This is a genomic window from Rickettsiales endosymbiont of Peranema trichophorum (genome assembly GCF_004210275.1).
GTDB lineage: Bacteria > Pseudomonadota > Alphaproteobacteria > Rickettsiales > Midichloriaceae > RICK02.
In genome coordinates, this window is sequence record NZ_SCFA01000116.1 from 1 (window position 1) to 25,441 (window position 25,441).

Here is a 25,441-nt window from a genome sequence, read left to right on the forward strand (position 1 = left end):
AGAGAGGCCTTGTGGAGACAGTGATTGACCAGTTTAAGAATTGGTGCCAAATTGAGCATACAAGGCACAGAAAGGTTGAAAACGCATTCGTCAACATAATCTCTGGCCTTGTTGCTTACTCTTTTAAACAGCGTAAACCCTCTATAAAAACCTCGCACATCCACAACCAACTCCTCTCCCTTATCCCAAACTGAGGTTAACTTAATATTGTATTATTTGAGTGTATTTTCGCTTAATGGTACTGTCTCTGTCATTAATACATACACATCATACCAAACCCCATTTTTAAATGATTCAAAACGGATTTTGTGAAACTCGGCTCTGCGCAGGTATTTCAATACGCTTAGGCAGCCTCATCCTTAAATCCATTTGCCTGGTTTAATCCACTTTCGAAAGAGGTCTATGCTACGATGCTATTGTGAAGTAGGCGCTATGACCACTATGCAAAACGGGGATTTATAGCGACTCAATCAACTTTCGTACTGAAACTGCAGATTTTCTAAGCAGCTCCTTTTCCTCTGCATTGAGCTCAATTTCAATTATTTTTTCCACCCCAGATTCCCCTATGATGATCGGTACCCCAAAGTATACATCCCTCATGTTGTATTCTCCACTGAGATAGGTACAGCAAGGGAATATTTTGCGCTTGTTCATCAAATAGGACTCTGTCATTTCAATTGCTGCTGCTGCGGGCGCATAGAAAGCCGATCCATTTTGTAGCAAATTGACTATCTCTGCTCCTCCATGAACTGTTCTATGTACAATTTGTTCCACCTCAGCTCCAGAGATCCATCCCATCTTTATGATGTCTGGAAGAGGTATGCCGTTAACAGCGCTGTATCTCACGAGCGGTATCATGGTATCTCCGTGTCCCCCTAGCACAAAGGCTGTAACACTTTCTACTGAGACATGAAGTGCTCTAGCAAGAAATAATCTAAACCTTGCTGTATCCAACACGCCAGCCATACCTACCACCATTTTATGAGATAGACCACTCTCCTTCCAAAATGCATAGGTCATGGCGTCAAGTGGGTTTGTAATGACAATAACGAAAGCATGTGGACAATAACGTGATACTCCAGCTGCCACAGTTTTAATGATCTCATGATTAGTCTGCAACAGTGCCTCCCTACTGGCTATACCTTGAGTTCTAGCAACACCAGCACTTACTATCACCACGTCTGCTCCTTCTATGTCTTTATAGTCTGCAGTTCCTTTTATTGTTGCGTCGCAGCTTTCTATCGGCTCCATCTGTTCAAGATCTAGTGCTTTACCCTTTGCATAGCCTTCTGTTCTTTCTAAAATCACTATATCGCCAAGCCTTTTTAAAGCTGCTAGGTGTGCTATTGTTCCACCTATGTGACCACCTCCAATCAATGCGATTTTGTTTCTTTTATGACTAGGCTTCATTATTACTTTCACCTTATTGACATTTATATTAGCAGCACAGGGCCTTATTATTTGTTAACACAATGTAGATACCTGTACCGTTCATTTAAGATTACGCTCTGTGATTATACGTTTCATAAACAGTTTGATCATTACAATATTACCAAGACGTTCTATATTGCTGGTAAATACAATTTGTTTATTGTTGTTTTGCGAGAGCTATACAACTCATATATTTACATGTAATATACAAGAAAAAATGTTGCAACGACAAAATGGCAAATGATCCACGTTTAATTAGAAACCTTGCAATTATTGCCCATATTGACCATGGTAAATCCACTCTAGCGGATAGGCTAATCGAGGCCTGCGGTGGCCTAGAGCAGCGGGAGATGACTAAGCAGATTTTAGATTCCATGGATATAGAACAGGAGCGTGGCATCACGATCAAAGCTCAAACAGTGAGATTGGTGTATGAGGCAAAAGACGGCCAAAAGTACATTTTAAATCTTATAGATACTCCTGGGCATGTGGATTTTGCATATGAAGTGAGCAGATCGCTTGCGGCCTGTGAGGGTTCTATATTGGTAATAGACGCAACGCAAGGTGTGGAAGCTCAAACATTAGCCAACGTATACCAAGCAATAGAAAACAACCACGAAATAATACTGGTACTTAATAAGATTGATTTGCCGTCAGCCGATCCAGAAAGGGTGAAGCTACAGATTGAGGAGATGATAGGGTTGGACACTTCATCTACTGTTCTTGTATCTGCAAAAACCGGTTATGGTATCACTGACCTTTTAGAGACTATTGTACACAAGTTACCGCATCCAAGAGGTACTGAAAACAAGCTGACACAAGCCCTATTGATAGATAGTTGGTATGACATATACTTGGGTGTTGTAATACTTGTAAGAGTGATTAGTGGTCGTATTTTTAAAGGAATGAAAATTAGAATGCTCTCAACAGGAGCGACGTATCATGTGGAGACCGTTGGTATCTTTACACCAAGAAAGGTAATGGTGGAGGAGCTGTGTGGTGGAGAGGTAGGCTTTATCACGGCATCTATACGTCAAGTAGCAGATTGTAAGATCGGTGATACTATAACAGACGATAAAAACCCAGTGTTGGAAGCATTGCCTGGATTTAGGACTGCTCGTTCTGTAGTTTTTTGCGGTCTTTATCCTACAGATGCTGGAAACTACAGTGTACTGAAGGATAGTCTCGCAAAGTTGCGCCTGAACGACTCGGGCTTTGAGTTTGAGCCGGAGACTTCTGGGGCCCTTGGCTTTGGTTTTAGGTGTGGATTTTTAGGTTTGCTGCATTTGGAGGTGATTCAAGAAAGATTGATACGTGAGTATAACCTGGATCTGATCACGACGGCTCCAAGCGTAATTTATAAGATCTACTTAAAAAATGGCAAGGTGTTAAGCATACACAATCCAGCAGATATGCCTGATCCAAGTACTATAGACTATATGGAGGAGCCATGGGTAAAGATGACGATTATGCTGCACAATGACCATCTTGGTAACGTGATCGATTTATGTACCAAAAGAAGGGGACAGCAGCTTGAACTAACGTACATAGGTAATAGGGTGATGCTAGTTTACCTATTGCCGCTAAGCGATGTCGTGTACGATTTTCATGATCAACTAAAGTCCTGCTCACAAGGATATGCAAGCTTTGACTGGCAGTTTGATTCGTATAAAACAAGCGACTTAGTTCGTTTATCGATACTAGTCAACAGTGAACCTGTCGACGCACTTTCTATGATTGTGTACAGAGATGCAGCAGAGTCTAGGGGCAGGGAAATGTGTCAGAGGTTAAAGGATCTGATACCTAGACACATGTTCGCAATACCAATACAGGCTGCTATAGGTGGAAAAATCATAGCAAGAGAGACGATCAGTGCCCTGAGAAAGGATGTGACAGCTAAGTGTTACGGTGGAGATATTAGCCGTAAAAGAAAGCTATTAGAAAAGCAAAAGGAAGGTAAAAAGAGATTGCGGACCATTGGCAGCGTTGATATTCCCCAGTCTGCATTTATTGCTGCTTTGAAAATCGGCAAGGACAAATGAACGGAACATTGGTGACAGAGGCCTTTGACATAGCAAATATCAGTGGGATGGCCACAAGTATTCAAGAAGTTGGGCCTGGCTATCTCTACGTTGCTATTAAAGGAGAAAGCGTCAATGGTGAAGATTTTATAGATGAGGCAATTAAGAAGGGTGCGGTTGTTATAATGCATGGTAACCCTTCTATAAATGCTAGTTGTGTGAATTTTGTTGCAAAAGATAATGTACAGTATGTTTTTAGCAAAAATATAAGGCGCGATTTAGCACTTGTAGCCGGGAAATACTATGAACTGGAGCCATCCAAGATAGTTGGAATCACTGGTACAAGTGGAAAGACTTCGGTGGTAGATTTTTACAGACAGATACATGATATCAACAAAATACAGGCTGCCAGTATTGGTACTTTAGGCACCATAGTAAATGGTACAATTCTTAGTCCACCTTCTTTGACGACTTTGGATCCAATATCTCTACATCGCACGTTAAAGGAATTGATCTCTAGGGATGTGCTTTCTGTAGCACTTGAAGTCTCCAGCCATGGTCTGCAGCAGTACAGGGTGGATGGTGTCGATTTCACTGCTTGTGCATTTACGAATTTCTCGCAGGATCATTTAGACTACCACAATGATATGGAATCTTATTTTGCTGCTAAAATGAGGTTGTTTCAGGAGTTATTGTCTTCTGGTAAATCAGCGATTTTAAATAAAGACATTGCAGAGTTTGACGAAATAAAAAACAGGTGTCAAGCAAGGGGACACCATCTTATAACATATGGTAGGGTGAATGCTGACATTACATTCCAGAGGCTGAGCGACGGTATGTTAACTTTAAACGTATTTGGTGTAGAACATACCAGCCATTTTAAACCTTATGGAGATTTTCAATGCTATAATCTTGCTTGTGCGATTGGTTTGGTATTGGCTTCAGGAATGGATGTGCGTTTGGTATTTAACGCGATTGGGTCACTGGTAAGTGCAGATGGAAGATTGGAGGAGGTTGCAACCCACAATGGTGCGAGAATATTTATAGATTACGCACATAAGCCTGATGCACTTGAAAAAGTATTAACGTCTGCGAGGAATTTTACCACAAACAGACTACATGTACTTTTTGGATGCGGAGGAAATCGTGACAAATTCAAGAGAAGCATCATGGGTGACATCGCCTGTGAACTGGCTGATATAGTGATCGTCACAGATGACAACCCTAGGAACGAGTTGCCTGCTCAAATTAGACGGGATATAATTGGCCGACATTCGAATATATTAGAAATCTCCGATAGAGCCGAAGCGATAAGGGTTGCAATTCAAGGACTAAAAAATGGGGACGTGTTGATCATCACTGGTAAGGGCCATGAAAAATACCAAATTGTACAAGGTCAACACTTTCCTTTTTGCGATAAAAATACAATACTGAAGGTAGTCAGTGACCTGTAAGCGGGTCGCTACACTGTATAAACTCATGATCGGTTTGCATGTTGATTATTGCTGTGCTGACTACGTTCTTGGTGGGGGTGTTGCTGGGTAATTATGCTACAACACTCTTTTTTAGGCTACCCAGAAATCTTACTGTGCGTGGATATAATACACCATTTGGAAAGCCTCCGCATTGCTCAGTTTGCTTTCACAAATTAAAGTATTACGAATACCTGCCGATACTAAGCTGGATATATGCAAGGAGATGCAATTACTGTGGCATTAAAATCAGTTTGAAGTACCTTGCAATTGAGGTATCAACAGCTGGTATGGCTGTCTTGCTATACCTTAAATGTGGTGAATTCTCAGAACACTATGTATTGCTTGTTGTGATAAGTGCCCTTTTTATCTTGGTGCTGATGTTAGCATACGATGTAGATTTGGAGCAGCACTGGAATGTTTTTTGCAAGCTTCTACTGGCGATCTCTGTGGTTGGTTTGGTACATAGAGTGCTAGTATCAGACACATTAGGGCCTTTTGTAGTGTCAATGTCCATAGCGTGCTTTTTATACCTTTATTCTACTGCAACATATGCAAAGTATCCCGTTGCACGTAGTAACGAAATCCTTATGTTGTTACTAGTGTCTGGCTCTTGTTTAGAACCGGCTTCATTGTTGTCGTATATTGCGCTATCATACGCTCTTGAGTACATGACAAGTACTTCAAAAACAACAAGCTTTAGGATTTGCTTGATGGTCATATTTTTCATCTTGTTGATTCAATCCTGATGGTTGCTTGACGATGTTTTTGAAGATTTTACTTGCCCCTTATAACTTTTAATTTACACTCTACTTGTTTCGCCTTATAATCGCAAAACATGATAAGTCAAAAAAAAAACAAAGAATCCTCTTCTACAAGCCTTAAAAAGGAGAGGTTGTCCGATGCTCTAAAGAAAAATCTACTAAGGCGCAAAGAACAACAAAAACAAAAGTCGAGTGTGTTAAATGTTCAAAAAACCGAAGCTTAAATTTCTACTTGTTTTAGTATTGTTGCTTGGTACAGGCTGTAAGCGGAACGAGTATCACCACGGTTACAGTTTTGAAGATAAGGATCTGAATGCATTGGAAACTGGTAAGACGTCCGAAAAGGAGCTTCTAGACTACATGGGCTCTCCTACGTCTACGGCGGATTTTGGGCCTAAAACATATTACTACATCTCGATACAGCAGTTTCAAAAGGCATTCTGGCATCCACAGGTATTTGAACAAAATGTGATGGAGGTGGTCTTTGACAGTGGGGACGTCGTCAAGGAGATCAAGTTATATAAATTAGCGGATGGTAATAAAGTCAACTATGACTTTACCACTACCAAGTTAAAGGGTAACAAAGAAACGTACATACAGCATATATTCCACAATCTAGGCAGATTCAACGCTACTTTGCCAAAAATGTGAAGATTATAGTAGTTAGTAGGCGTTCCCTGCTTCAGGATCTTCTGAGTCAAGCTAGGGATGCGGGGGCCTTTAGGCCGTTGCCGCGTGTTGCTATAGAGACTTGTGCGTCTGTAAGCGAATATTCCGCGAACGGTTCTGGGGAAGTTTTTACTATCTATGATGATTGTACTCCATTTACATGTAAAGATACTGACATAGTGATAGGGGGCCATGTAAAAGCTCACTTAAGTAAACCCTTAAAGTTGGTTCAGTTGATCTCGTTAATTTCAAAGACTGTGGTGTCCAAAACATATGAGATTCAGGACGTAATCTTTGAGCCCTTAAAAATGAGAGTAAGTCATTCTGGTAGGTTTATTGAATTGACGCAAAAGGAGAGCGAACTGATACTATATCTGATTGGGTCTGAGAGTAGTCAAATGACAAAACAACAAGTTCTAGGAGAGATATGGGGGTACTCTGACGAAGTTTCTACATGCACTTTAGAAACCCACATATCAAGGCTGAAACAGAAGCTTCGTAGCAATTCCTTTCCAGAGTTTATCGCGTACAATAATCAAATGATAGAAATCAAAGCCTAAAAAATCATTGTATTATTGTTGGGTCTGAGACATTTTAAAAGATAAGGGGACAATCAAAGGAATTAGAATGCCTAAAGAGAGGACAATTGGGTCTCAAGAAAGAGACAACATCCATGTGAACAGCATCAAAAGAGGAATGGCAGGGTTGGAGCACCACGCTCTAGACTTTATGAAAACTTTTGAACAATTTCAGAGTGTCGATGAAGCCTCAGTAAAAAATCCAGAGATATTTCTGGAAAACTATGGCTACCTTTTTGACAAGGTTGAAGGGCTGGAGAGTAAATACCAAACATGGAAAAAAGTGTTTGATGGAGGATCAGAAGATGTTGTCATAAAAATTCCTAAAGGACAGATAGTGTCGAAGTCTCATAGTGAGATGTTTGAATCTCATTTAGGTAAGCTAAAAGCAGAGGTTATAGATACTCTTAACAACCATTTAAAAGTTGAGATTAAGGATAAACAGTTGGGTGCCAAGAGGCTCTTGTTGCTCCTAGGTTCGACTGGTGCTGACATGGAAGGGTGTGAATTGCAGGTGAATGGTCCCGAAAAGCGCCTTGTTAAGGTTGCATTGGCAGGAGAAAATGCTCAAAATTACCTACCAGCTTCTTGTTTGCACCTTCGGGGTGGTGGAGGAAGAGCTTATGTTGGAGTAGACGGTAGTCAGTTTGAGTCAGTTTTCAATTGGTTAGATAGCGGCGTTACCACATCTGCAATTGATCGTGAAGGTCGATACAGTCCTGCTCCACAATCCTCACAACAAGGGGTAGACTACAGAAGCACTCTCTGGCCTGGTAACAGAGAGTCCAAACTTGCTCCGGGGCACCTAATATATAATAGGGGGATCTCTACCCATGGAGTAGAAATAAAGGGGGAAAAAATAAAAGAGCTGAAAGGTGTAAAATATGGTATCTACTCATTCATGAGGAGATTGTTTTCAACCTTAACTGGTGGATTAATCGCAGGAGACAGAGCACATCTCGGCATGAACATTCCATTTGGTGGATACGGGAACAATATAGCTGGTAATAGCGACGGAAAGAAAATTAGAGGTAATGGTGACGATGGTCATATACTTATTTCAAATGGTTTAGGTACTACAAAGAGTGGCAGATCAGTAGGTATTCTAGGGTTTGGATATGAGGGTGTTGCCCCTATGGGCCATAGTGCACTGGATAAGCACTCTTGGCGTGGCAATCCCGGAAGGTTTGGGCCATTAGGAGGCCAAAAAAACTGGATAAAATACAAGCCAGCAAAAGAGGATTTTTATCATATGGTCAAATCTGCAAGTGCTGCCTATGCTGAAAACGGCACTTTGGCCAGTAAGTTATCTGAAGGCAACAAAGCAATTTTGGAGTCATATATCAAGAGCTTCCCCAAAGTCAAAAGTAAAAAGAAACTTAAGCCTGTGTTGGAAGAAATGGGGCTGTATTTTTCTGAAGACGGCAAATACGTGACCACACCGTTGGCGGCTGAAATGTTAAGAGCAGGTCTCCCGGTACCTGAAAAATATAATAGCATTGTAAACGACGTAAGTGCTAAGTCGCAGATTACAGCAGAACTCACAAGTATTTTTTCACGAGAAACGATATCAAGAATACCGGAATCCGTTTTGGTATATGGCAAGCCACAAAAAGGAGTAAGTAGACTACTAGCACAAGCTGATATATTTGAGGGTATTACATCAGATTTAAGCGAAACAAGAAAGCTTGGTATAGCAAAGCATCCATATCTGCCATTGGAGATGTGTAATGCGCTAAGTATGTTGTATGACTTGAAAGATCTAGAAAATCAAAAAGATGAAAGAGATCCAAAAAAGCAAGAGGAAATTCAAAAGTTTTTAAATATTTTTGAAAAAGATGGTGAGTACGGAAGAATACAACAAGCGATGGTGAAAGAAAAAGAGCAATTGGGCCAAGATGTATCGTATCATGACCTTAATAACTTTCAAACTGTTATGACGTTCTTAGCAAACGATACGCTGAGTGATAAATACAAGACGCCTAAAATCTCACCGCGCGTTTTGACCATAGCTGCATTGGCAGGAGCCGAAACCGAAAGAATTTTAAATGACGCTGCTGCATTTAAAAATTTTACCGAGAATAAAAGAGAACAGACAGCATACCATAGAGCATTAGACGAAATAGGCGGTATGGATCGGTTGTTATCTCCACTTTCAGAATTGGCAAAAGAAGATGTCTCCGAACAATTGAAAGCAGGGATGGAATGTTTCCAAGAGTTAGTACAACTCATGTTAGAACAACCTGAGTTGGCCAGACGTTGGATAGGAGAGCATAGAGGGAGGTACCAAGGTACGGTTGTTGAAATGACTGAGCTCTTGGGTATTGCTATTAGTGATGCCAAAACCATTAGCGAGGAATTTAGAATGTCTGATGAAAGGAGCAAACAATTTCAGAAAGACTATAAAAATGTGATCAGTCAGTACGTTTCTAGGATGAATCAATCAAACGCTGGAGCAGAGACGATAGAGCGTTTTGTAGAAAGAGGGCTTCAAAGTGAGCTAGGTCCACTACAAAGTGTGATCATGCAGATGTTGGAAGATCATCAACCAGCTGATTGGTTGCTCACACAGTATGTGCAATCAGGTATCGTAGCCATTGCAGACTCTTTAAATGAACATCGAGCAAAACATGGAGAGTCAAGCTTAGAAACTGCGGATTCTGGTGTTCAAAAAAAAGTTGCAGAACAAGCAACGGAGCTAACAAACAAAATGATGGAGTTTATGAGTAGGCCTGAGACTAAGCATGTGCTTGGTGAGCTGTTCATAGAAGAGCAAAAAGAGGCCTTAAACAACCAGCTGGAAAGCCTAAGTAAGCATGATATTAATCAGACATTCCAAGAAGTTAGGATGCTTTTGCAGAGGATCAAAGACAAAGCTGACGGAATCATTAAGAAAAAACAAGAAAATGATGAAAGTATTGTGAAAGCCAGAACACATCGGCGAGCCATACACAAAAAGAGAGAATCCGATGCTGCTACTCCACCTTCACCAAGAGGTCGTGGTGGTTCGGCAGCTAGGTCCGTCTGATAGATCTCACCATTGAAATAGTCATTGCCTTATACTGAGCGTCTACGTATACTCGCTAGAATTATTTGAAAACCCTATCAGTAAATCAATGAAAAGCTCTGTCAGCGATGCTCGGTCCTCAATTGAACCTATGAAATCATGGGTTGCTTCCGACCTTCAAAGAGTTGAGGCATTGCTTCTTGCGCATGGTTCCAACGATCTCACGCCACTTCTATCAACCGTGACTACACGGCTCATCAATGCAGGAGGAAAGAGAATTAGGGCGATGTTGACCATTATATCTGCAGATATGTTTTTAAAATGTGGTGATGCTCACATTTTGTTGGCGTCTGCAATAGAATTAATGCACACAGCCACTCTTTTGCATGATGACGTTATAGACGAAAGTAGTTGTAGAAGGGGTGAGAAGACTGCACATCTCTTATGGGGAAACAAGGTTAGCATTCTGTCTGGCGATTATCTTTTGGCTCAATCTTTTCAATTGATGATTAAGGCTGGCTCTCTTGATGTGCTCGAATTGCTTATGGGCGTTGCTGCCTCTATATCTAAGGCAGAGGTATGGCAACTTGCAAACTTGAGAGACACACGTGTTGGAGAGCATCAGTATTTGGAGGTGATAAAAAACAAAACGGCGCTGTTGTTTTCTGCAGCTTGTAGGGTAGGGGGAATGATCAATGGGGCTACAGCTATTGAAATAAATGCTTTAGGAAACTTTGGTCTGCACTTAGGCATTCTGTTTCAAGTGATAGATGACGTGCTTGATTATAGAGCGGACACTGCCACATACGACAAAGAAATAGGGAAAGATTTAAGCGAGGGAAAAGTTACCTTACCATTGATCATAGCTTTAAATAGAGCTACAGATCCAGACAAAGACGTTCTGGTCTCATTAATAAATGGAAGCGTATCTGAATCGGATTTGAGATTGAAGATAGCTTTACAGTTATTTGAAAAGTATGCAGTATTTGAATACTGCAACGACTTCATGACCAGGTGTCTTGACTCTGCTTTAGAGGCTTTGGAACCACTAAGGAAGTACGAAGAGTCGATGATGTTGGAGGAGGTGCTGTTTGATACTATTCAAAGAGGGCGGATTCAGTAAACAAGGAGTGCGATATGATAAAATTGACGATTGTGGTGCTTGCTGGAGGCAAAGGGACTAGAATGCGCACTACATTACCAAAAGTACTGCACGAGTTGACTGGTCTTGGTCTTCTTGAGCATGTTATAAGAGTGACTGCAGATCTAAAGACAAAGCTTGCCAGAACCGGGTTTGACAGAAGTATCAACGCAGTACATATTGTTGCCAGTGAGGCGCTTGCGGCACATACAAGCTTTAAGGAACTAATTGAAAAATACGGTTGCACATTTTGTATACAAAAGGAGCAATTAGGCACAGGGGACGCTTTGAGGTGCGCAATCGACGATATAGGGGTGGAAGACCTGGAAGACTCAAATCGTGTACTTGTGCTTTGTGGTGATGCACCCTTAGTATCTGCGGATACCCTGGTAAGAGCGGTTGAACAATTGGAATCTACAAAAGCTTCTGTGCTTGTAGCAGGTTTTAACACCAAGAATCCTATGGGCTATGGAAGGTTGATCAGGGACGGGGAAGTATTGCTTGACATTGTTGAAGAGAAAGAAGCTGACGATGATATTAAAAAGATTGCATTGTGTAATTCTGGAGTGATGCTATTTAACACTCATGATCTTTTGGGCTTGTTTGGAAAGCTTGAGAACGATAACGCTACTGGTGAATACTACTTAACCGATTTGATAGGTATCGCAACAAAAAGCGGTATGAAGTGTGCTTACGTGCTTTGTGAGGAGATTGAGGCAATGGGGGTAAACGATTTACATCAATTAGCCTATTTAGAAGATGTGTTGCAAAAAAGATTGAGACAAAAATTCCTGTCGTCTGGCGTGATGTTATTGGCACCAGACACTGTATTCTTTAGTGCTGATACGATCATTGCGCCTTCTGTCAAAATATACCCATATGTGTTCATAGGCAAAGATGTGATCATAGAGGAGGGTACTGTAATACACTCGTTTACTCACTTGGAATGTGCAAACATAGGAAAGAACTGTAGCGTAGGGCCCTATGCGAGACTCAGACCAAATGTTGTGTTAGATGAGAATGTAAAAATAGGCAACTTTGTGGAACTGAAAAATGCAGAGATAGCAAAAAACTCAAAGGCTTCTCATTTGTCCTATATAGGTGATGCTTCTATAGGTGAAGATTGCAACGTTGGGGCAGGTACGATCTTTTGCAACTATGACGGCAAGAAAAAGCATCGCTCAGATATAGGCAAAAAGGTATTAATAGGTGCAAACGTTTCAATAATCTCACCTATACGGATCGACGACAACGTGATAGTGGGAGCAGGAAGCGTAATCACTGAAAACATTGAACGGGACTCACTAGCGATAGGACGCGCCAAACAAACCAATCTCAAGAGAAGAAAGAATGAGAATGGTACTGAGTGAGAAGTCAGTGATACTTTTTGCTGGCGTTAGCCTGTTTTTTCTCCTGATACAGTTTCAGGAAGTCCAAAGGTGCCAGTGTTAGATCGGGGAATCCACCATCTCTTGTGATGTTAGATATGATTTGGCGGACGTACGGAAATAGTATATGCACGCAGTCTACAAACAAACACTTTTGTACTATATCTTCGTCTAACTGTTCATTTTCGTTGTGTCCGATACCAAAAACACCTGCGTAGTGTAGTTCAAGAATAAACGATACTTCATCTTTTATCTTGCTCGTAATAACTGCACTGAGAACAACTTCAAAGTCATGGCCCTGTATCTGATGAGCCTCGATATCTATATCGATGTTGACGTCTGGTTGTTCATCCGTAGTGAATCCAAAAGGCGCCATTGGGTTCTCAAACGACAGATCCTTGATGTACTGTAGGTGCACTGTAATTGGTAGAGTTGTGTTGTGTGATGCTGTCATAAAATTGTCATATTTTAGGTTGATTATATCAAGCGGCGCAACTGTCTCAAAGCTTTTTGAAAAAAGAAGCAAATACAGTGACTTTTAGAAGTCACAACATGTGTCTATATCATATTTTTGGATCTGTCAACTTCTTGCTGTATTCCTATCCTGGTATAATTTCACGATCATTTTCTAATACTGTGACGTAGCAATTTCCAGGAATAAATCACGTGAGGAAGATGGCAAGTACACCAAAAGCAACGTTGGAACGAAGCTGTATCGATAAATATAAATTAATAATGTGATCGGTTGAGTTGAGGTCTACTTTTCTTGACTTGTTGTGCATCAGTGAGTATTGTGTGATATATCTTCTAATATTCTTGCACAAAACATATGCAGCAAAATTTTCTTGAAACAGTAGTTGGTTTTGTAGTACTTCTGATCGCCTTCGCGTTTGTAGCAGTGACATACAAAAGCGGAAGTCTCAACACTGCAAAGTACAATGGTTATAAAATATCTGCGCACTTTCAAAGGGTTGATGGTATTGGGGCTGGAAGCGATGTAAAGCTTAGTGGCGTCAAAATAGGAAAGGTCCTTGACGCAACTATAAACACTGAGACATTTGACGTTACCCTTGATATGGGCATAGAAAATAAATACCAGATACCTGTAGACAGCTCTGCTGAAATCATCAGCAATGGATTCCTAGGGGATAAGTACGTGAACATCGTACCTGGTTCTGATACACAGCGTGTAAAAAACAACGGAGTAATTAGTTTTACGCAGTCTTCAATTAGCTTAGAAAGCCTAATAGCAAAGTTTATGTTTGGTAACATCAAGAAGCATGATGAGGGAACAACACAAAGTGGTATCCATTAGAGCAGTTTTACAGTTCGTATTGTGTTGTTGTTTCTGCTCTATGTCTGTCTCATTAAGAGCTTCCACTTCTCCGGTATCGTCGTCCGTCGTCGCTTCCTCTATCTTTGACGTTCTTGGTGGACCAAAAGAGATTGTGGATAGTAAAAATCCAGAAAGTCAGGACGATAAGCAATCGTACCCTCAAAGTGGCAATTTTTACAATACAGCAACCTTAAAGATAATTAATAAACAGACTGGACAACTTGATACTATTAAAATAACCAACGATGGTATCACAAGTTACGGCAATCACATAATGATACGGTTACTAACCTGCTGGCAGGAAAATGGCAAAAAGTATAGGCCGGAAGTCAAGGTATTGGTTGTTTTTGATGAGATTGAAGAAACAAGCGCTGCAGATGCACACACAAACGCGGTAACAAAATTTAAAGGTTGGCTGTTTTCAAAAAGTCCGGAATTGTCATACTACAAACACGACAAGTATGATTTTTTGATAGACTCATGTAACGAATAACAAAGATGAATAGCTGATTTATAAAATGTGTTATAAGTATGAGATATAAAATAGCTGTGATTTTGATGATAATGTGGTCTGGTTGTGCGTTTGCTTTAGACATACCAAGTTTTAATGTTGGAGAGCAGGCTATGATCAGCGTATTGCGAAGCTCAATAGATGCTACACCTTCTCTCCAGGGATATAAAATAAACCTTGGTGCTGGTACAACCGGTGTTGCAGCGTTTAAAAAGCATGTGGCTGGTGAGTTCAATGTATTGCTGATGTGGCAATGGATCGGTGCTATGAAGGACTTGGCCCCCGGGACTATAGTAGTGATGCCTGAACACGCAATTGATGAGCGTTTCACCGCTATTGCAAGCAAAGTGAAGCTTATTGCTATTTCAGGTGTGCTACATACGAGAACTTTAGCAAATATTCAAAATGAGGAAAGTTCCGCTATAGACTCGTCTGTGGAAATGATAGTGATGCTTGGTGGGGATACTCAGCAAGAAGATGGGCAGTGGAAATTGTATGACTGCTATATGGCACGCCAACTTCTTAGTAAATTGCACCCTGATAAGCGAATACTAATATTGAATGGTCCGAGAACGGGACGCCATGTTATGAAGAATGGGCTGGTGACTATTGATACACAAGCACACAACACTGCAGTAGATTACGTGACTCAATGCGTGATGGAGGATGCTAGGGGCAAATCATGGAAAGTTGTAGACTTTAACTTTGGCATACGAAATCTTTGGGGGCAAGCACTGAAGTTTTGTCTAGAACATTCTACGATTCCTTTAATACTACCAGGAGAGTCCACTTCTATGATTTCTGAGAGTATTACGCTTGGCATTATACCGATAGTATATCTTCACGATGGTATCACGCCAACATCTTTGAAATACATAGAGATGTTACGGGAACAGGGTAAGATCATCTTGATTTCTTCCTGGTCTGGTCGTGGTATTTACAGACAAAAACCTCAATCTCCGCAACAAAACAAGGTGGTAGAGGAGTTAGAAAAGTTGCTGGTTCCTAAGACGACTTGAAACACAATCGATGATGTATTGAGCTTAAGCCCGTCCGCAAATACACTGTTCAAAATCGGCTGCGATCTTGTGAGATTTATGTTGTTTTGATTTGCTCCGTATGCATACAATGAATATAATGGCCTATGGAACACAATAGTAATCGTGATATCACCAAATCTAATATATAGAGCTCTATATATTATTTGTTGCGCTTTTGTCTTGCTTACATATCAATGTAACAAAGCCATAGCAGAGTTATGCATACCAGCTGATGATTTTGGCATGGGTGGCATAGTGCATGTGCCTGCAAAATATGTTTCAAGTAAGTCACACGAGTCCGGAGATGTACTAATAGCGGATGAGCCATCTAATCAACAGATAGCACCATGGATAGATTCTGGTTTTTTCACGATGGGTGTGGCTTCCTCTTCCAATAACTCTGAATCACAGGCAGTATTAAAAGGTATGGTTGAGGGGGCTTGGTATCCTTGGGGTGGCGATATCATACCAAACCTTGAACAAGATCCAAATGTGCCAGATTGTCTCCTAGTGCCCTGTGGGGCCAATGAACCTTCTGGGATGATGTGTTTAGAAGGAGGTGAAAAGGTTATCATCAATGATCTTACACGTTTTCCTTGTAAACTGACAGATGGAGAGGGTTTGTATGGACTGATTGCGCTGGATGTTGAGGGTAACGATCCTAATACTAAAGATACCGCCAATAAAGTTCCATTATCAAAATTCCGCACATTTCACATAGCCAAACTGATGGCGAATGGTAATACAAAAACATTTGAACTACGCGTGACACAGACCTATAAAGTCGATCCCAGTGGTCACGTGACATTTCAGAATGATTTGGATAACAACAATATGCCATATGTCAAGGGCGGTAGGCTATATTTCAGAATACTTGATAGCAATTATGAAGACAACGCTGGTGGCTATACGGTCAATATTTTAAGCGGTGTATATACGCCTAAGGGGTTTGTCCAAACTGCAATAGAGTACGTTAAGAGCACTTTGGAGGGTGTAAGTAAAAGAATATACAGTCGCGTTGTAGTGTACATCACAAAAACGGTACAAGCGCTGTTAATTATTTATATTATAGTGACAGGCTTACTGTTCACCCTTGGTATGATGCAAACTCCACAAAGCGAATTAATAATAAGATGTATAAAAGTAGGTATAGTCTCTGCTCTTATTTCTGAATCTAGCTGGGACTTTTTTAACGCTTACCTATTTAACATATTTTCAGAGGGTACTCTGGATATTGCCAAGATCATGACTACGAATGTAGCTACATATAGCGCAAAAGTCGGGGGAACCGTTCAGAGCCAAGAGTTCATAAGAATAGTGCAGGGAGGTGACTCTCCACTTATTTTGTTTGACGCGTTCATCAAGATGCTGATCTCTCAATCTGTCAATGCAAAAGCTGTGTCCTTGGTCTTTAAGTGGGCTTATGTGTTTTGGATGCCTTGCTTTTACATTTGTTTTTACTTTATCATCATTGGCATCATAAGAGCGCTGACTTTATATCTTCTCTCCCTGATTCAAATCGCTCTGTTACTGGCGATATCACCGATATTTATCGTCACTATACTGTTTAGCGTAACAAAAGACATGTTTGACAGATGGATGAAGCAAATCATATCATCTTCTTTGCTGGGGATTATGGTGCTATGCGTTGTTGGCCTGATGCTGTCGTTAATCATGGCTCAGATACAGTCTTTTCTGCGCTTTGAGGTTTGTTTTAGACCATTAGAAGACGCACCTTGGAAATTCTACATTTTAGGTTTCAAGATATGGCAAGTGGTCTTTTGGCAGGTCAGCACGGACGATCTCATGAAAATTGCGGTTACGCCTGGACATTATTTCGCACTTTTGTTAATATCACTGCTATTTGATCGAATTGTCGCTGAAATTCCACAATTCGTCGATACAATTAGCAATCAAGCAAGAGAACCGCTTGCAGAGATGCAGATTGGAATGAATAGGAATGCTCAATTTGCATATTACAGTGCAAAGAAGGCAATTAGCTATGTTAATGTTGTGAACCCAGTAGGAATAGGGCTACAGGTTCTTGGCAACAAGATTCACAGGAAGCTATCTTCTTACAAGGTGTTTAGGGGAGCACAAACTCTCTGGGGGGGGATGAGGAAGATAGCGGAGTATGCTCCTAAAGTGCCAAGATGGATCGACAGAAAGCTTACATATCATCATGATAATGATCAAGATAGCTCGGACAAAGATGATAAAAGGTCAAACAATCAGGATCAAAAGTCACAGGATAAAGGCAATAATAACGATAAGAGAAGGAGAGATAGCGTTGGAGGTGGACAAAACAACTCCAATGACGATCGCAGAAGACGTGATGACTTATAGTGCTGGGAGGCGCTTCCACTTTTTTCTTCATTGTTGTGCAATAGTTGTGTATACTTCTGATGAATTATCAGTAGTAGATTACAATGAACACAGTCGCATCTATTAGTGCACTATTTGCCTCTAAGCTTTCTGGTGTTGAGTCACTAGAGGAGCTTGAGAGTCTACGCATAGAATTTCTGGGTAGAAAAGGTGCTATACAGCAAGCTTTCTCTTTAATGTCAGAGCTGCCTACGGAAGAAAAAAGATTGTTAGGGCAGTCTTTAAACACATTAAAAGGCGAGGTGACGGCTGCTATAGCTACAAAGCAAGAGTCTTTAGCAGAGGCCTTGCTTGCTCAGAGGTTAAGTGCTGAATTTATAGATGTGACACTTGAGCCTAGAACGGAATACCAGTGCGGCACAAAGCACCCTATACACGAAGTAATAAGGGACGTGAAAAGAATATTTTACGAAATGGGGTTTAAGCTTGCAGTAGGTCCGGATATCGACGATGACTACAATAACTTCACGGCATTAAACATCACAGAGCATCACCCGGCCAGGCAATCTCACGACACATTTTATATAGATTCGCTGAGTTTAAACAAAGACGGACTAAATAAAAACCTAGAGAAAAGGCTTTTGTTGCGTACTCATACATCCACGGTGCAAATAAGGCATCTTAATACGAGCCCTCCGCCATGTCGTATCATATCGGTTGGAAAAGTCTACAGGGCTGACATGGATAGTACTCATACTCCAATGTTTCATCAGATAGAAGGGCTCTGTATTGATAAAGGTATCACTATGTCACACTTAAAAGGTACATTAGAACATTTCTTAAGAGTGTTCTTTCAGGTGGATGATTTGCCTATTCGTTTGCGCCCATCTTACTTTCCATTCACAGAGCCTTCAGCTGAAATTGACATCAGATGTCAGCATACCAAGGAACTGATCAAGGTGGGTAGTGGATCCAGTTGGCTTGAGGTGTTGGGCTGTGGAATGGTCTCTCCTGTAGTGCTTGAAAATGTCAAGATTGATTCAACAGAATATCAAGGCTTTGCATTTGGTATAGGAATAGATAGGCTAGCGATGCTAAAGTACAATATACCCGACCTTAGAGCATGCTTTGAAGGGGATATGAGATGGCTCTCATACTATGGTCTATAGGCGGGCGTGAGTTTTGTTGATCCTTCAGTAGTACAAAGAGTCGCTTCAGATCCTAACCATTCCGTGTACTTATCTGCATCCGCTGGAACTGGTAAGACCAAGGTGTTGGTCGATCGTTATCTCCGCATTTTGCTGAAGGGTTCTCTACCAAATAAGATCTTGTGTTTGACATTTACAAACTCTGCTGCTGGGGAGATGCTAACCCGCATACAGGAAAAGCTTTTGAAATGGGCGAATGCAGATGAGGCGAGTCTAGCCCAAGAACTACAGGAGCTGACCGGCACATCTACGAATAATATAAGCAGGGCAAGGGCGCTGTATGATGTATTTCTAGATGATTTTAACAATCTCAAGATTCAAACTTTACACTCTTTTTGTGTAGATGTTTTGAAGAAATCGTCAGGTTATTCTCTTTTTTTTTCTGATTACGAAATCATTCAAGGTAAGCGGAGGCATAAGTTGTTGCATCAAGCTTTTCAAGCAGCGGTGCAGGGGATGAGCAAAGATCCTGACTATACTCATTACTTGTCAAAGTTGACCGAGTTATACGATAGCAATAGGTTACTGGAGCTGGTTGCAGAGGTTTTTGACAATAAAATGAACCTGCGACTTTATTTGAATAGATTTCAAGATTTAAAAAGCTTTAACGAGGAAAATCGCAAAAGGTATGGCATAGATAATAATTCCTCTATAGGTCAAGTACTTGAAGAAATAATCAACGTGAATTTGCCGCTTTTATACGAGTGTTTGGAGCAACTGCAAGAAAACGAAGAAAAGCTATCAGAGCAATTAAAGATTGGGTTGGAAAAGCTTCTGCGGGTAGATACTCAGGCAGTAGAAATATCGGACATTATGGGGTGCATTGAGTACATTGGAATATTTTTAAAGGACGACGGGACTAAAAAGGTGAAATTAGTAAAAGACGCCTTTAAGTCAAAGCATCAAAAATACTACCAGTTTCTTGTAGACGAGCAGGAAAGGGTCCAAGTGCTTGGAGAATCCTTAAAATCCCACACGAATTGCGATATGACTACAGCGTTGGCACTTTTGTGTAAAGCTGTTCTTGAAATTTATGAAGATTTAAAACTCAACAAGCGGTACTTAGAGTATGATGATCTGATTCTGCATACTATTCAAATACTAGAAAATGCGGATGATGCAGACTTTGTATTATACAAGCTGGACATCGGAATAGATCACATATTGATCGATGAGGCTCAGGATTTAAGCAAAGAGCAATGGAGGGTTATACAATTGATCTCGCAAGAGTTTTTTGTGGGATTAAATGCAAGGGACTGTCAGAGGACTATTTTCATAGTTGGTGATTTTAAACAGTCGATCTTTGGATTTCAGGGTGCTGCGCCCTATTATTTTGAAGCTGTAAAAAAGTATTACGCAAGCAAAGCTTCAAACGCTATGCAAAAGTTCTTAGAGCTTGATATGAATGTATCTTTTAGAAGCACAGATGCTATTTTAAGTTTTGTGGATCAGTGCTTTAATCATCCACACAACAAGGAAAAGATCGTTGTAAATCAATCCCATCATATCAAACATCCCGCATTTAGGCGAAGTGATGGAAAGGTCGAGATATGGCCGTTGGAAGAGATATGCGATGCCTCTAGCAAGCGTGATAAGACGGAGCAGCTTAAATGGCGAATTCCCGAAAATATTCCAACGGTAGCCTGTCCAAAAAGAGCCTTAGCGCTTCAAATAGTGGACACGATTAAAACATGGATCGATAGTGGTAGGTTGTTGTCTGGACATCAGAGGCCTGTACAACCACAAGATATCATGATTCTCTTGAGAAAAAGATCGGAAATCGTTGATTATTTGATAGCATTCTGCAGAAAAGGGAAAATACCGGTTACAGAGTCCTACAGCATTGTGCTTGGTGAACATTTAGCAATATTAGACTTACTGTCTGTGGTACGTTTCATCACTCTTCCTAAAGATGATTACAATCTCGCCTGTTTGCTGAAATCTCCTATTATCGGTTTTAGCGAGGAGGACTTATTTAGAGTCGCGCACAGTTCAAACAGTCTAGAGCGTACAGAAGGTAGAATATTAGCAAACTTAAAGCTGTATAGGCCCGAAGTATACATATACCTCACATCTCTTATACAACGTTCTAAAAACTTTACTCTATATTCCTTTTTTTACCAAATACTGTTTTTTGATCAAAAGTATGACCAATTTGTACACGCATTTGGTGAAAACATTAAAGAGATCCTGTATTTGTTTTTAGATGCTGCTGTAGAATTTGAAAAAAGCGAATGTTACGGCAATCCGTATCAGCATTTTGATGCCTGGATTCAAAGTTACCACAATACAGCTTTGGTCAGCAACGATAACAAGGGTATTCGTATATTAACGGTACATGCTGCAAAAGGACTTCAAGCCCCTATAGTTTTTCTTGCTGATAGTGCTTCATCGGAACAATTGCAAAGTAACACTATATTTTGGGACGACAATTGTAATATGTACATGAGTGGTTACAAGGAATTTGATTCGAGAACCATCAAGCAGCTGAAAGGCGCCTACATCAAAAGTCAGGCAGAAGAAAGTATGCGCTTGCTTTATGTTGCCATGACCAGAGCAGAGGATGAGCTATATGTATGCGGGTGGAACAATAACAGGATTGCAAATAGCTGGTATAGGACTCTGTCTGATACCAAACTCTAAAGGCTGGAGGCCGAGACCGGAATCGAACCAGTGCATAGCGGATTTGCAGTCCGCGGCATTACCACTTTGCTACTCGGCCTTTATTGCTTTAGGGACTAAGCAACACCATTAGTACTTGATAAATTAAAATAGGTCAAGTATACAATGTCCTCCTAGGAGTTGACACCAATATGTATGACAATAGCATCTAGGTGTGAAAAGCATTTACCACAGGTCATGACGGAATTAAATAATACCAAGTTTCAGATTAAATCAGGCAAATGGATTTGAGGATGAGGCTGCGTAAGCGTATTGAAATACGTGCGCAGAGCCGAGTTTCACAAAATCCGTTTTGAATCATTTAAAAATGAGAATTGGTATGACTATCTCCTTATTGGTTCGATCACTACCCGTTCTATTCTAAATTTATCTGTTTTGATGACTCTAAATAGGTATCCAGCAGCCTCAAACGAATCGCCAACATTTGCCAAACGGTTCAACTGCTTCAGTATAAAACTAGCTAATGTCCTGTAGTCTTCTTCTCCATCTCCTGGTAACGAAGAGACTCCTAACAAGTCCATCACTTCCTCGATTGGGAGTCCACCATGAACTATGAATCCTCCTTTTTTAATGTTAAGTACAGAAGGTAATTGACCTTCTTCGGTTGTTGCGATGTCACCTATGAAGGTTTTTAGTATATCATTTAGAGTGACTATTCCTTCAATTTCACCATACTCATCCAACACTACTGCTACCTGTACTACTTTTTCTCTAAACAATTCAAGTAAATGAGTCAGTCTTGCGCTGTCTGGAATAAACAAACTAGGTTTTCTTGTAGCCTCATCAAGCAGAATCTGATTTGTAATTTGAGTGCGGAGTATTTTTCTGACAGAAATGAACCCGATAAAATTCGTCAATCCTCCTTTTACAACAGGGAAGTAGTTAAATGTGTGATTGAGAATCGACTTAACATTTTCTTCGTCCTTGTTCATCAGATCTAGACATATCACTTTCTGACGTGGAGTCATAATTGCTCCTACCTTAATGTCACTGAGGTGTATTAAGCGCTTGATCATGTCTTTTTCTGTTTTTTCGACCAACCCTTCTCTTTCTGCTTGATTGACGATGTGCTTGATTTCTTCAGAAGTGATATCAGACGTGTTGTTTTGTACTTTCATCAGTCGCAGAATTGGTTTTGTAGATAGTGTGAGTATCGCAACTAATGGATAAAAGATCTTCATCAGATAGAACATTAATGTTGAAACTCTGATTGCAATCTTTTCAGGTTCAACCATTGCTAGTCTTTTTGGAATGACCTCTCCTAGGACAGTGAGGTACGTAATGACTACCACTACTATGCAATTTGATAGTGGTTTAGCATATTGTGAAATACTTGAAATTGATTCAATATAGGTTGCAATTGTCTCGGAGATTCTAGTGCCGCTATAGAAACCTATCAAAATACTCATTAAGGTCATTCCAACTTGTACAGTTGACAGAAAAAGTTCCGGCTGCTGTTTGAGCTGTATTGCTTTTGCAAGACCGCTATGCTTTGAAAAGTGCTGTAAGCGTCCATGACGGGACGCTATGATTGCTATCTCTGCAGCTACGAACAATGAATTTGCAACTATGATAGCAAGTATAATGCAGAACTCCTGAAGTATGCTCATTGGCATCTACTTGTTACTGTGATACCCCTAGTTTGTAATTTAAAGACACTCTATCATCAAACACAAAGCAACGACCTGTCCAATGACTCTTGCGATTTTGAGTTTCCTGGAGGTACTGGAGGATCCCACCCATAAGATGGTATACTTTTTTAAACCCCTTTTGCTTTAGATATGCTGTGGTTTTTTCGCATCTGATGCCGCCAGTACAAAACATCAATATATCTTTGTCTTTGTCTGCATCGCTTAAGGTGCGGTCTACCCAAGTACCAAACTCAGAAAATTTTTTGATTTTTGGATCCAGAGCGTCTTTGAAAGTACCGAACTGTACCTCATAATCGTTCCTGGTATCTATCACAATTGCATTATGTGATCGTTCTAGGAACTCATCCCACTGCTGGGGAGTAAGATACTGGCCTCGCTCAGACATATTTAAAGTAGGTACATTGAAAGTGACGATCTCTTTTTTGATCTTTATCTTGAGCTTGTTAAATGGCGGGCTTTCAACAAAGGACTCTTTGAAAGCAAGATCATCCAGTCCAGGTATAGTATGAATAAAGTCATAGAATTCTGTCACAGCACTTCTGTTGCCGGTTAATCCAGCATTGATGCCCTCAGGAGCAACCAGTACTGTTCCTTTGATGTCGCATTTAGATAAAAACCTAAGCAGCCTCAGTTTCAAGTCTAGAGGGTCTAGGTTTACGAATTTGTAAAAGTTTGTAACAACAAATTGACTCATAACAATTTATTACTTTTTATTGTTGTCATGAAATCTGACAATCGACTCCAAGATAATTTTCTTTGCAGTATCCATACCTTCCCAGCACTTAATTTTCACCCATTTTCCGCTTTCCAGGGCTTTATAATGCGTAAAGAAGTGTTCGATTTGTGAGACTGTGACGGTTGGCAGATCCTGATACGAGACAATCTTTGCAAAGGTCTGATCAACCCCGGAACTTGGCACAGCAAGGATCTTCTCGTCTTGTCCTTTTTCATCTTCCGTAACCAAAACCCCTACAGGTCTAACGTTGATAACTGCGCCTACCATTACAGGAAAGTTAGTGATTACAAGAACGTCTAAAGGATCACCGTCTCCGGAAAGGGTTTTAGGCAAGAGTCCATAGTTACAGGGGTACCGCATATTCGTTGCAATGAAACGATCAACCACAAACATTCCAGAGGCCTTATCAAGCTCATATTTGATGGGATCAGAATTCATAGAAATCTCTATGACTACGTTTATATCGTCTGGGGGATTGCGGCCTAGGTCAAATTTTTCGAGGTTCATGTAAGTAAATATTGCAACAAATTGATCGGGACTACTGGGAGAATATAACACATCAAAGGGTTTGACAAGAGTGGAATAGCGTGTTGGTATACATTTTTACTATAAACATAAAAAATCGTACACACAAAATCATGAACATATTTGCTACATATCCTTGTCCAAAGCGCTCTGCGCATATACTTGACGATAAGAGGGTAGTAAAGATGGTGCTAGAAAGCGGCCAGATACTAAGTACTGCAATACACATGGTGTCTGGTATTTCTAGCTCGATGGATGGGATATATCAGCCCACACATACAAAGCATCCATGTGTAATATGGGCTTCTGCTTCGAAGGGAAACTGGGAATGGTTATTTGAGCACTTTATTGCACTTGCTGAAGAGTACTATATCAGGTATCAGAACATACATAAAAGCCTCTCACTTATAGGGCCTTTGCGTCAGTTATATCCCAGATATATACCTGATGGTAACATTACGAAATTTGCAAATTGTACTTCTTCAAAAAAGAATGGCATAGATTATAGGCATCTTATGGATGTTCATACGGCCTACAAGAGATACCTAGTTGCAAGGTGGCGATCTGACATTAGAAAGCCGAGATGGACAAGACCTCATGGCTTAATAAAGCTTTCCAGGGCGAAGTTTTACCACGAACACGTTACAGGTGTCTTAGAATCTATCCAAGGTTTGAGTGTTAAGATAAGTCAATAGTCTTTTTTAGTTTTAGACATAACGTGATCGAATTGCAAAAAGTCTAGGACTTGTATATGATCGAGGAGGTTGGATAACTTACGACACGTTTATATGAGACTTCCAGTTGGCTTAAGTGACTTTAGAGAGCTTATTAAAGGCAACTATATCTTTGCAGATAAAACTCACTTAATCAGAGATATCATCGATGATGGAGCAAAGATCATCTTAATCACAAGGCCGAGAAGGTTTGGCAAGACTTTAAACTTATCGATGCTTTA

22 protein-coding genes, 1 tRNA gene and 1 pseudogene are annotated in these 25,441 nt (G+C 40.5%); 17 read left to right on the forward strand and 7 right to left on the reverse strand.

The features are described 5' to 3' along the window. The first annotated feature begins 11 nt into the window (after positions 1–11). Complete coding sequence (locus EDM53_RS05540; protein ID WP_277986522.1) at positions 12–194, forward strand: hypothetical protein; 183 nt, start codon at positions 12–14, stop codon at positions 192–194. Positions 195–456: 262 nt separating this feature from the next. Here EDM53_RS05540 and mdh read toward each other — a convergent pair whose 3' ends face one another. Continuing rightward, complete coding sequence (gene mdh / locus EDM53_RS05545; RefSeq protein WP_130122663.1) at positions 457–1,410, reverse strand: malate dehydrogenase; 954 nt, start codon at positions 1,408–1,410, stop codon at positions 457–459. 254 nt (positions 1,411–1,664) lie between these two features. Between mdh and lepA the strand changes: the two genes are divergently transcribed. The 3 genes and pseudogenes from lepA to EDM53_RS06595 all read left to right on the forward strand — a co-directional run. Beyond that, positions 1,665–3,473 (forward strand): translation elongation factor 4, encoded by a 1,809-nt coding sequence (gene lepA, locus EDM53_RS05550; protein ID WP_130122664.1) that lies wholly within the window; start codon positions 1,665–1,667, stop codon positions 3,471–3,473. After that, a complete protein-coding gene (locus EDM53_RS05555; protein WP_130122665.1) occupies positions 3,470–4,906 on the forward strand; it encodes a UDP-N-acetylmuramoyl-L-alanyl-D-glutamate--2,6-diaminopimelate ligase in 1,437 nt (478 codons plus the stop codon). The genes lepA and EDM53_RS05555 overlap by 4 nt, the downstream gene beginning before the upstream one ends. A 38-nt stretch (positions 4,907–4,944) precedes the next feature. After that, positions 4,945–5,226, forward strand: a pseudogene (locus tag EDM53_RS06595) (prepilin peptidase); the annotation flags it as partial. Between the two features lie 233 nt (positions 5,227–5,459). Here EDM53_RS06595 and EDM53_RS06470 read toward each other — a convergent pair. Further along, the gene (locus EDM53_RS06470; protein ID WP_242507908.1) at positions 5,460–5,645 is read right to left on the reverse strand and encodes a hypothetical protein; all 186 of its coding nucleotides are present in this window, start codon (positions 5,643–5,645) and stop codon (positions 5,460–5,462) included. 244 nt (positions 5,646–5,889) lie between these two features. Between EDM53_RS06470 and EDM53_RS05565 the strand changes: the two genes are divergently transcribed. The 5 genes from EDM53_RS05565 to glmU all read left to right on the forward strand — a co-directional run bounded on the left by EDM53_RS05565 (position 5,890) and on the right by glmU (position 12,453). Then, on the forward strand, positions 5,890–6,339 hold the full coding sequence (locus tag EDM53_RS05565; protein WP_130122667.1) for an outer membrane protein assembly factor BamE: 450 nt from the start codon (positions 5,890–5,892) through the stop codon (positions 6,337–6,339). Beyond that, a complete protein-coding gene (locus EDM53_RS05570; protein WP_130122668.1) occupies positions 6,336–6,917 on the forward strand; it encodes a winged helix-turn-helix domain-containing protein in 582 nt (193 codons plus the stop codon). Before EDM53_RS05565 ends, EDM53_RS05570 begins: the two co-directional genes overlap by 4 nt. Positions 6,918–6,984: 67 nt before the next feature. Beyond that, positions 6,985–9,963, forward strand: a complete 2,979-nt coding sequence (locus EDM53_RS05575; RefSeq protein WP_130122669.1) for a hypothetical protein — start codon at positions 6,985–6,987, stop codon at positions 9,961–9,963. 88 nt (positions 9,964–10,051) lie between these two features. Continuing rightward, complete coding sequence (locus EDM53_RS05580) at positions 10,052–11,065, forward strand: polyprenyl synthetase family protein (RefSeq protein ID WP_130122670.1); 1,014 nt, start codon at positions 10,052–10,054, stop codon at positions 11,063–11,065. Positions 11,066–11,079: 14 nt separating this feature from the next. After that, positions 11,080–12,453, forward strand: coding sequence for a bifunctional UDP-N-acetylglucosamine diphosphorylase/glucosamine-1-phosphate N-acetyltransferase GlmU (glmU, locus tag EDM53_RS05585; protein ID WP_130122671.1), 1,374 nt, complete (start codon positions 11,080–11,082; stop codon positions 12,451–12,453). Between the two features lie 4 nt (positions 12,454–12,457). On the opposite strand, the gene secB is transcribed toward glmU, so the two are convergent. Beyond that, positions 12,458–12,925, reverse strand: coding sequence for a protein-export chaperone SecB (gene secB, locus EDM53_RS05590; protein WP_130122672.1), 468 nt, complete (start codon positions 12,923–12,925; stop codon positions 12,458–12,460). A 375-nt stretch (positions 12,926–13,300) separates the two neighbouring features. Between secB and mlaD the strand changes: the two genes are divergently transcribed. From mlaD to EDM53_RS05620, 6 genes are all read left to right on the forward strand, one after another. Next, a complete protein-coding gene (gene mlaD, locus EDM53_RS05595) occupies positions 13,301–13,786 on the forward strand; it encodes an outer membrane lipid asymmetry maintenance protein MlaD (protein WP_130122673.1) in 486 nt (161 codons plus the stop codon). A gap of 40 nt (positions 13,787–13,826) precedes the next feature. Then, a complete protein-coding gene (locus EDM53_RS05600; RefSeq protein WP_165379681.1) occupies positions 13,827–14,300 on the forward strand; it encodes a DUF2155 domain-containing protein in 474 nt (157 codons plus the stop codon). Positions 14,301–14,338: 38 nt separating this feature from the next. Beyond that, positions 14,339–15,337, forward strand: a complete 999-nt coding sequence (locus EDM53_RS05605) for a hypothetical protein (RefSeq protein WP_130122675.1) — start codon at positions 14,339–14,341, stop codon at positions 15,335–15,337. A 201-nt stretch (positions 15,338–15,538) separates the two neighbouring features. After that, positions 15,539–17,704, forward strand: a complete 2,166-nt coding sequence (locus EDM53_RS05610; RefSeq protein WP_130122676.1) for a TrbL/VirB6 family protein — start codon at positions 15,539–15,541, stop codon at positions 17,702–17,704. An 83-nt stretch (positions 17,705–17,787) separates the two neighbouring features. Next, on the forward strand, positions 17,788–18,852 hold the full coding sequence (pheS, locus tag EDM53_RS05615) for a phenylalanine--tRNA ligase subunit alpha (protein ID WP_130122677.1): 1,065 nt from the start codon (positions 17,788–17,790) through the stop codon (positions 18,850–18,852). 6 nt (positions 18,853–18,858) lie between these two features. Continuing rightward, entirely contained in the window at positions 18,859–21,534 is a 2,676-nt protein-coding gene (locus tag EDM53_RS05620; RefSeq protein WP_130122678.1) for a UvrD-helicase domain-containing protein, read from the forward strand. Positions 21,535–21,538: 4 nt separating this feature from the next. On the opposite strand, the gene EDM53_RS05625 is transcribed toward EDM53_RS05620, so the two are convergent. From EDM53_RS05625 to ppa, 4 genes are all read right to left on the reverse strand, one after another. Further along, a tRNA-Cys gene (locus tag EDM53_RS05625) sits at positions 21,539–21,613 on the reverse strand. Positions 21,614–21,896: 283 nt separating this feature from the next. Beyond that, positions 21,897–23,183: a hemolysin family protein gene (locus tag EDM53_RS05630; protein ID WP_207215499.1), complete on the reverse strand. Its 1,287-nt coding sequence runs from the start codon at positions 23,181–23,183 to the stop codon at positions 21,897–21,899. A 13-nt stretch (positions 23,184–23,196) separates the two neighbouring features. After that, complete coding sequence (gene trhO, locus EDM53_RS05635; RefSeq protein WP_130122680.1) at positions 23,197–23,919, reverse strand: oxygen-dependent tRNA uridine(34) hydroxylase TrhO; 723 nt, start codon at positions 23,917–23,919, stop codon at positions 23,197–23,199. Between the two features lie 9 nt (positions 23,920–23,928). Continuing rightward, on the reverse strand, positions 23,929–24,468 hold the full coding sequence (gene ppa, locus EDM53_RS05640) for an inorganic diphosphatase (protein ID WP_130122681.1): 540 nt from the start codon (positions 24,466–24,468) through the stop codon (positions 23,929–23,931). Between the two features lie 131 nt (positions 24,469–24,599). Here ppa and EDM53_RS05645 point away from each other — a divergent pair, with 131 nt between their 5' ends. Together EDM53_RS05645 and EDM53_RS06600 are read left to right on the forward strand one after the other, a co-directional pair. Beyond that, the gene (locus EDM53_RS05645; RefSeq protein ID WP_130122682.1) at positions 24,600–25,181 is read left to right on the forward strand and encodes a pyrimidine dimer DNA glycosylase/endonuclease V; all 582 of its coding nucleotides are present in this window, start codon (positions 24,600–24,602) and stop codon (positions 25,179–25,181) included. A 93-nt stretch (positions 25,182–25,274) separates the two neighbouring features. Continuing rightward, positions 25,275–25,441 (forward strand): AAA family ATPase (locus EDM53_RS06600; protein ID WP_165379683.1); only part of this gene is annotated, 167 nt, incomplete at its 3' end.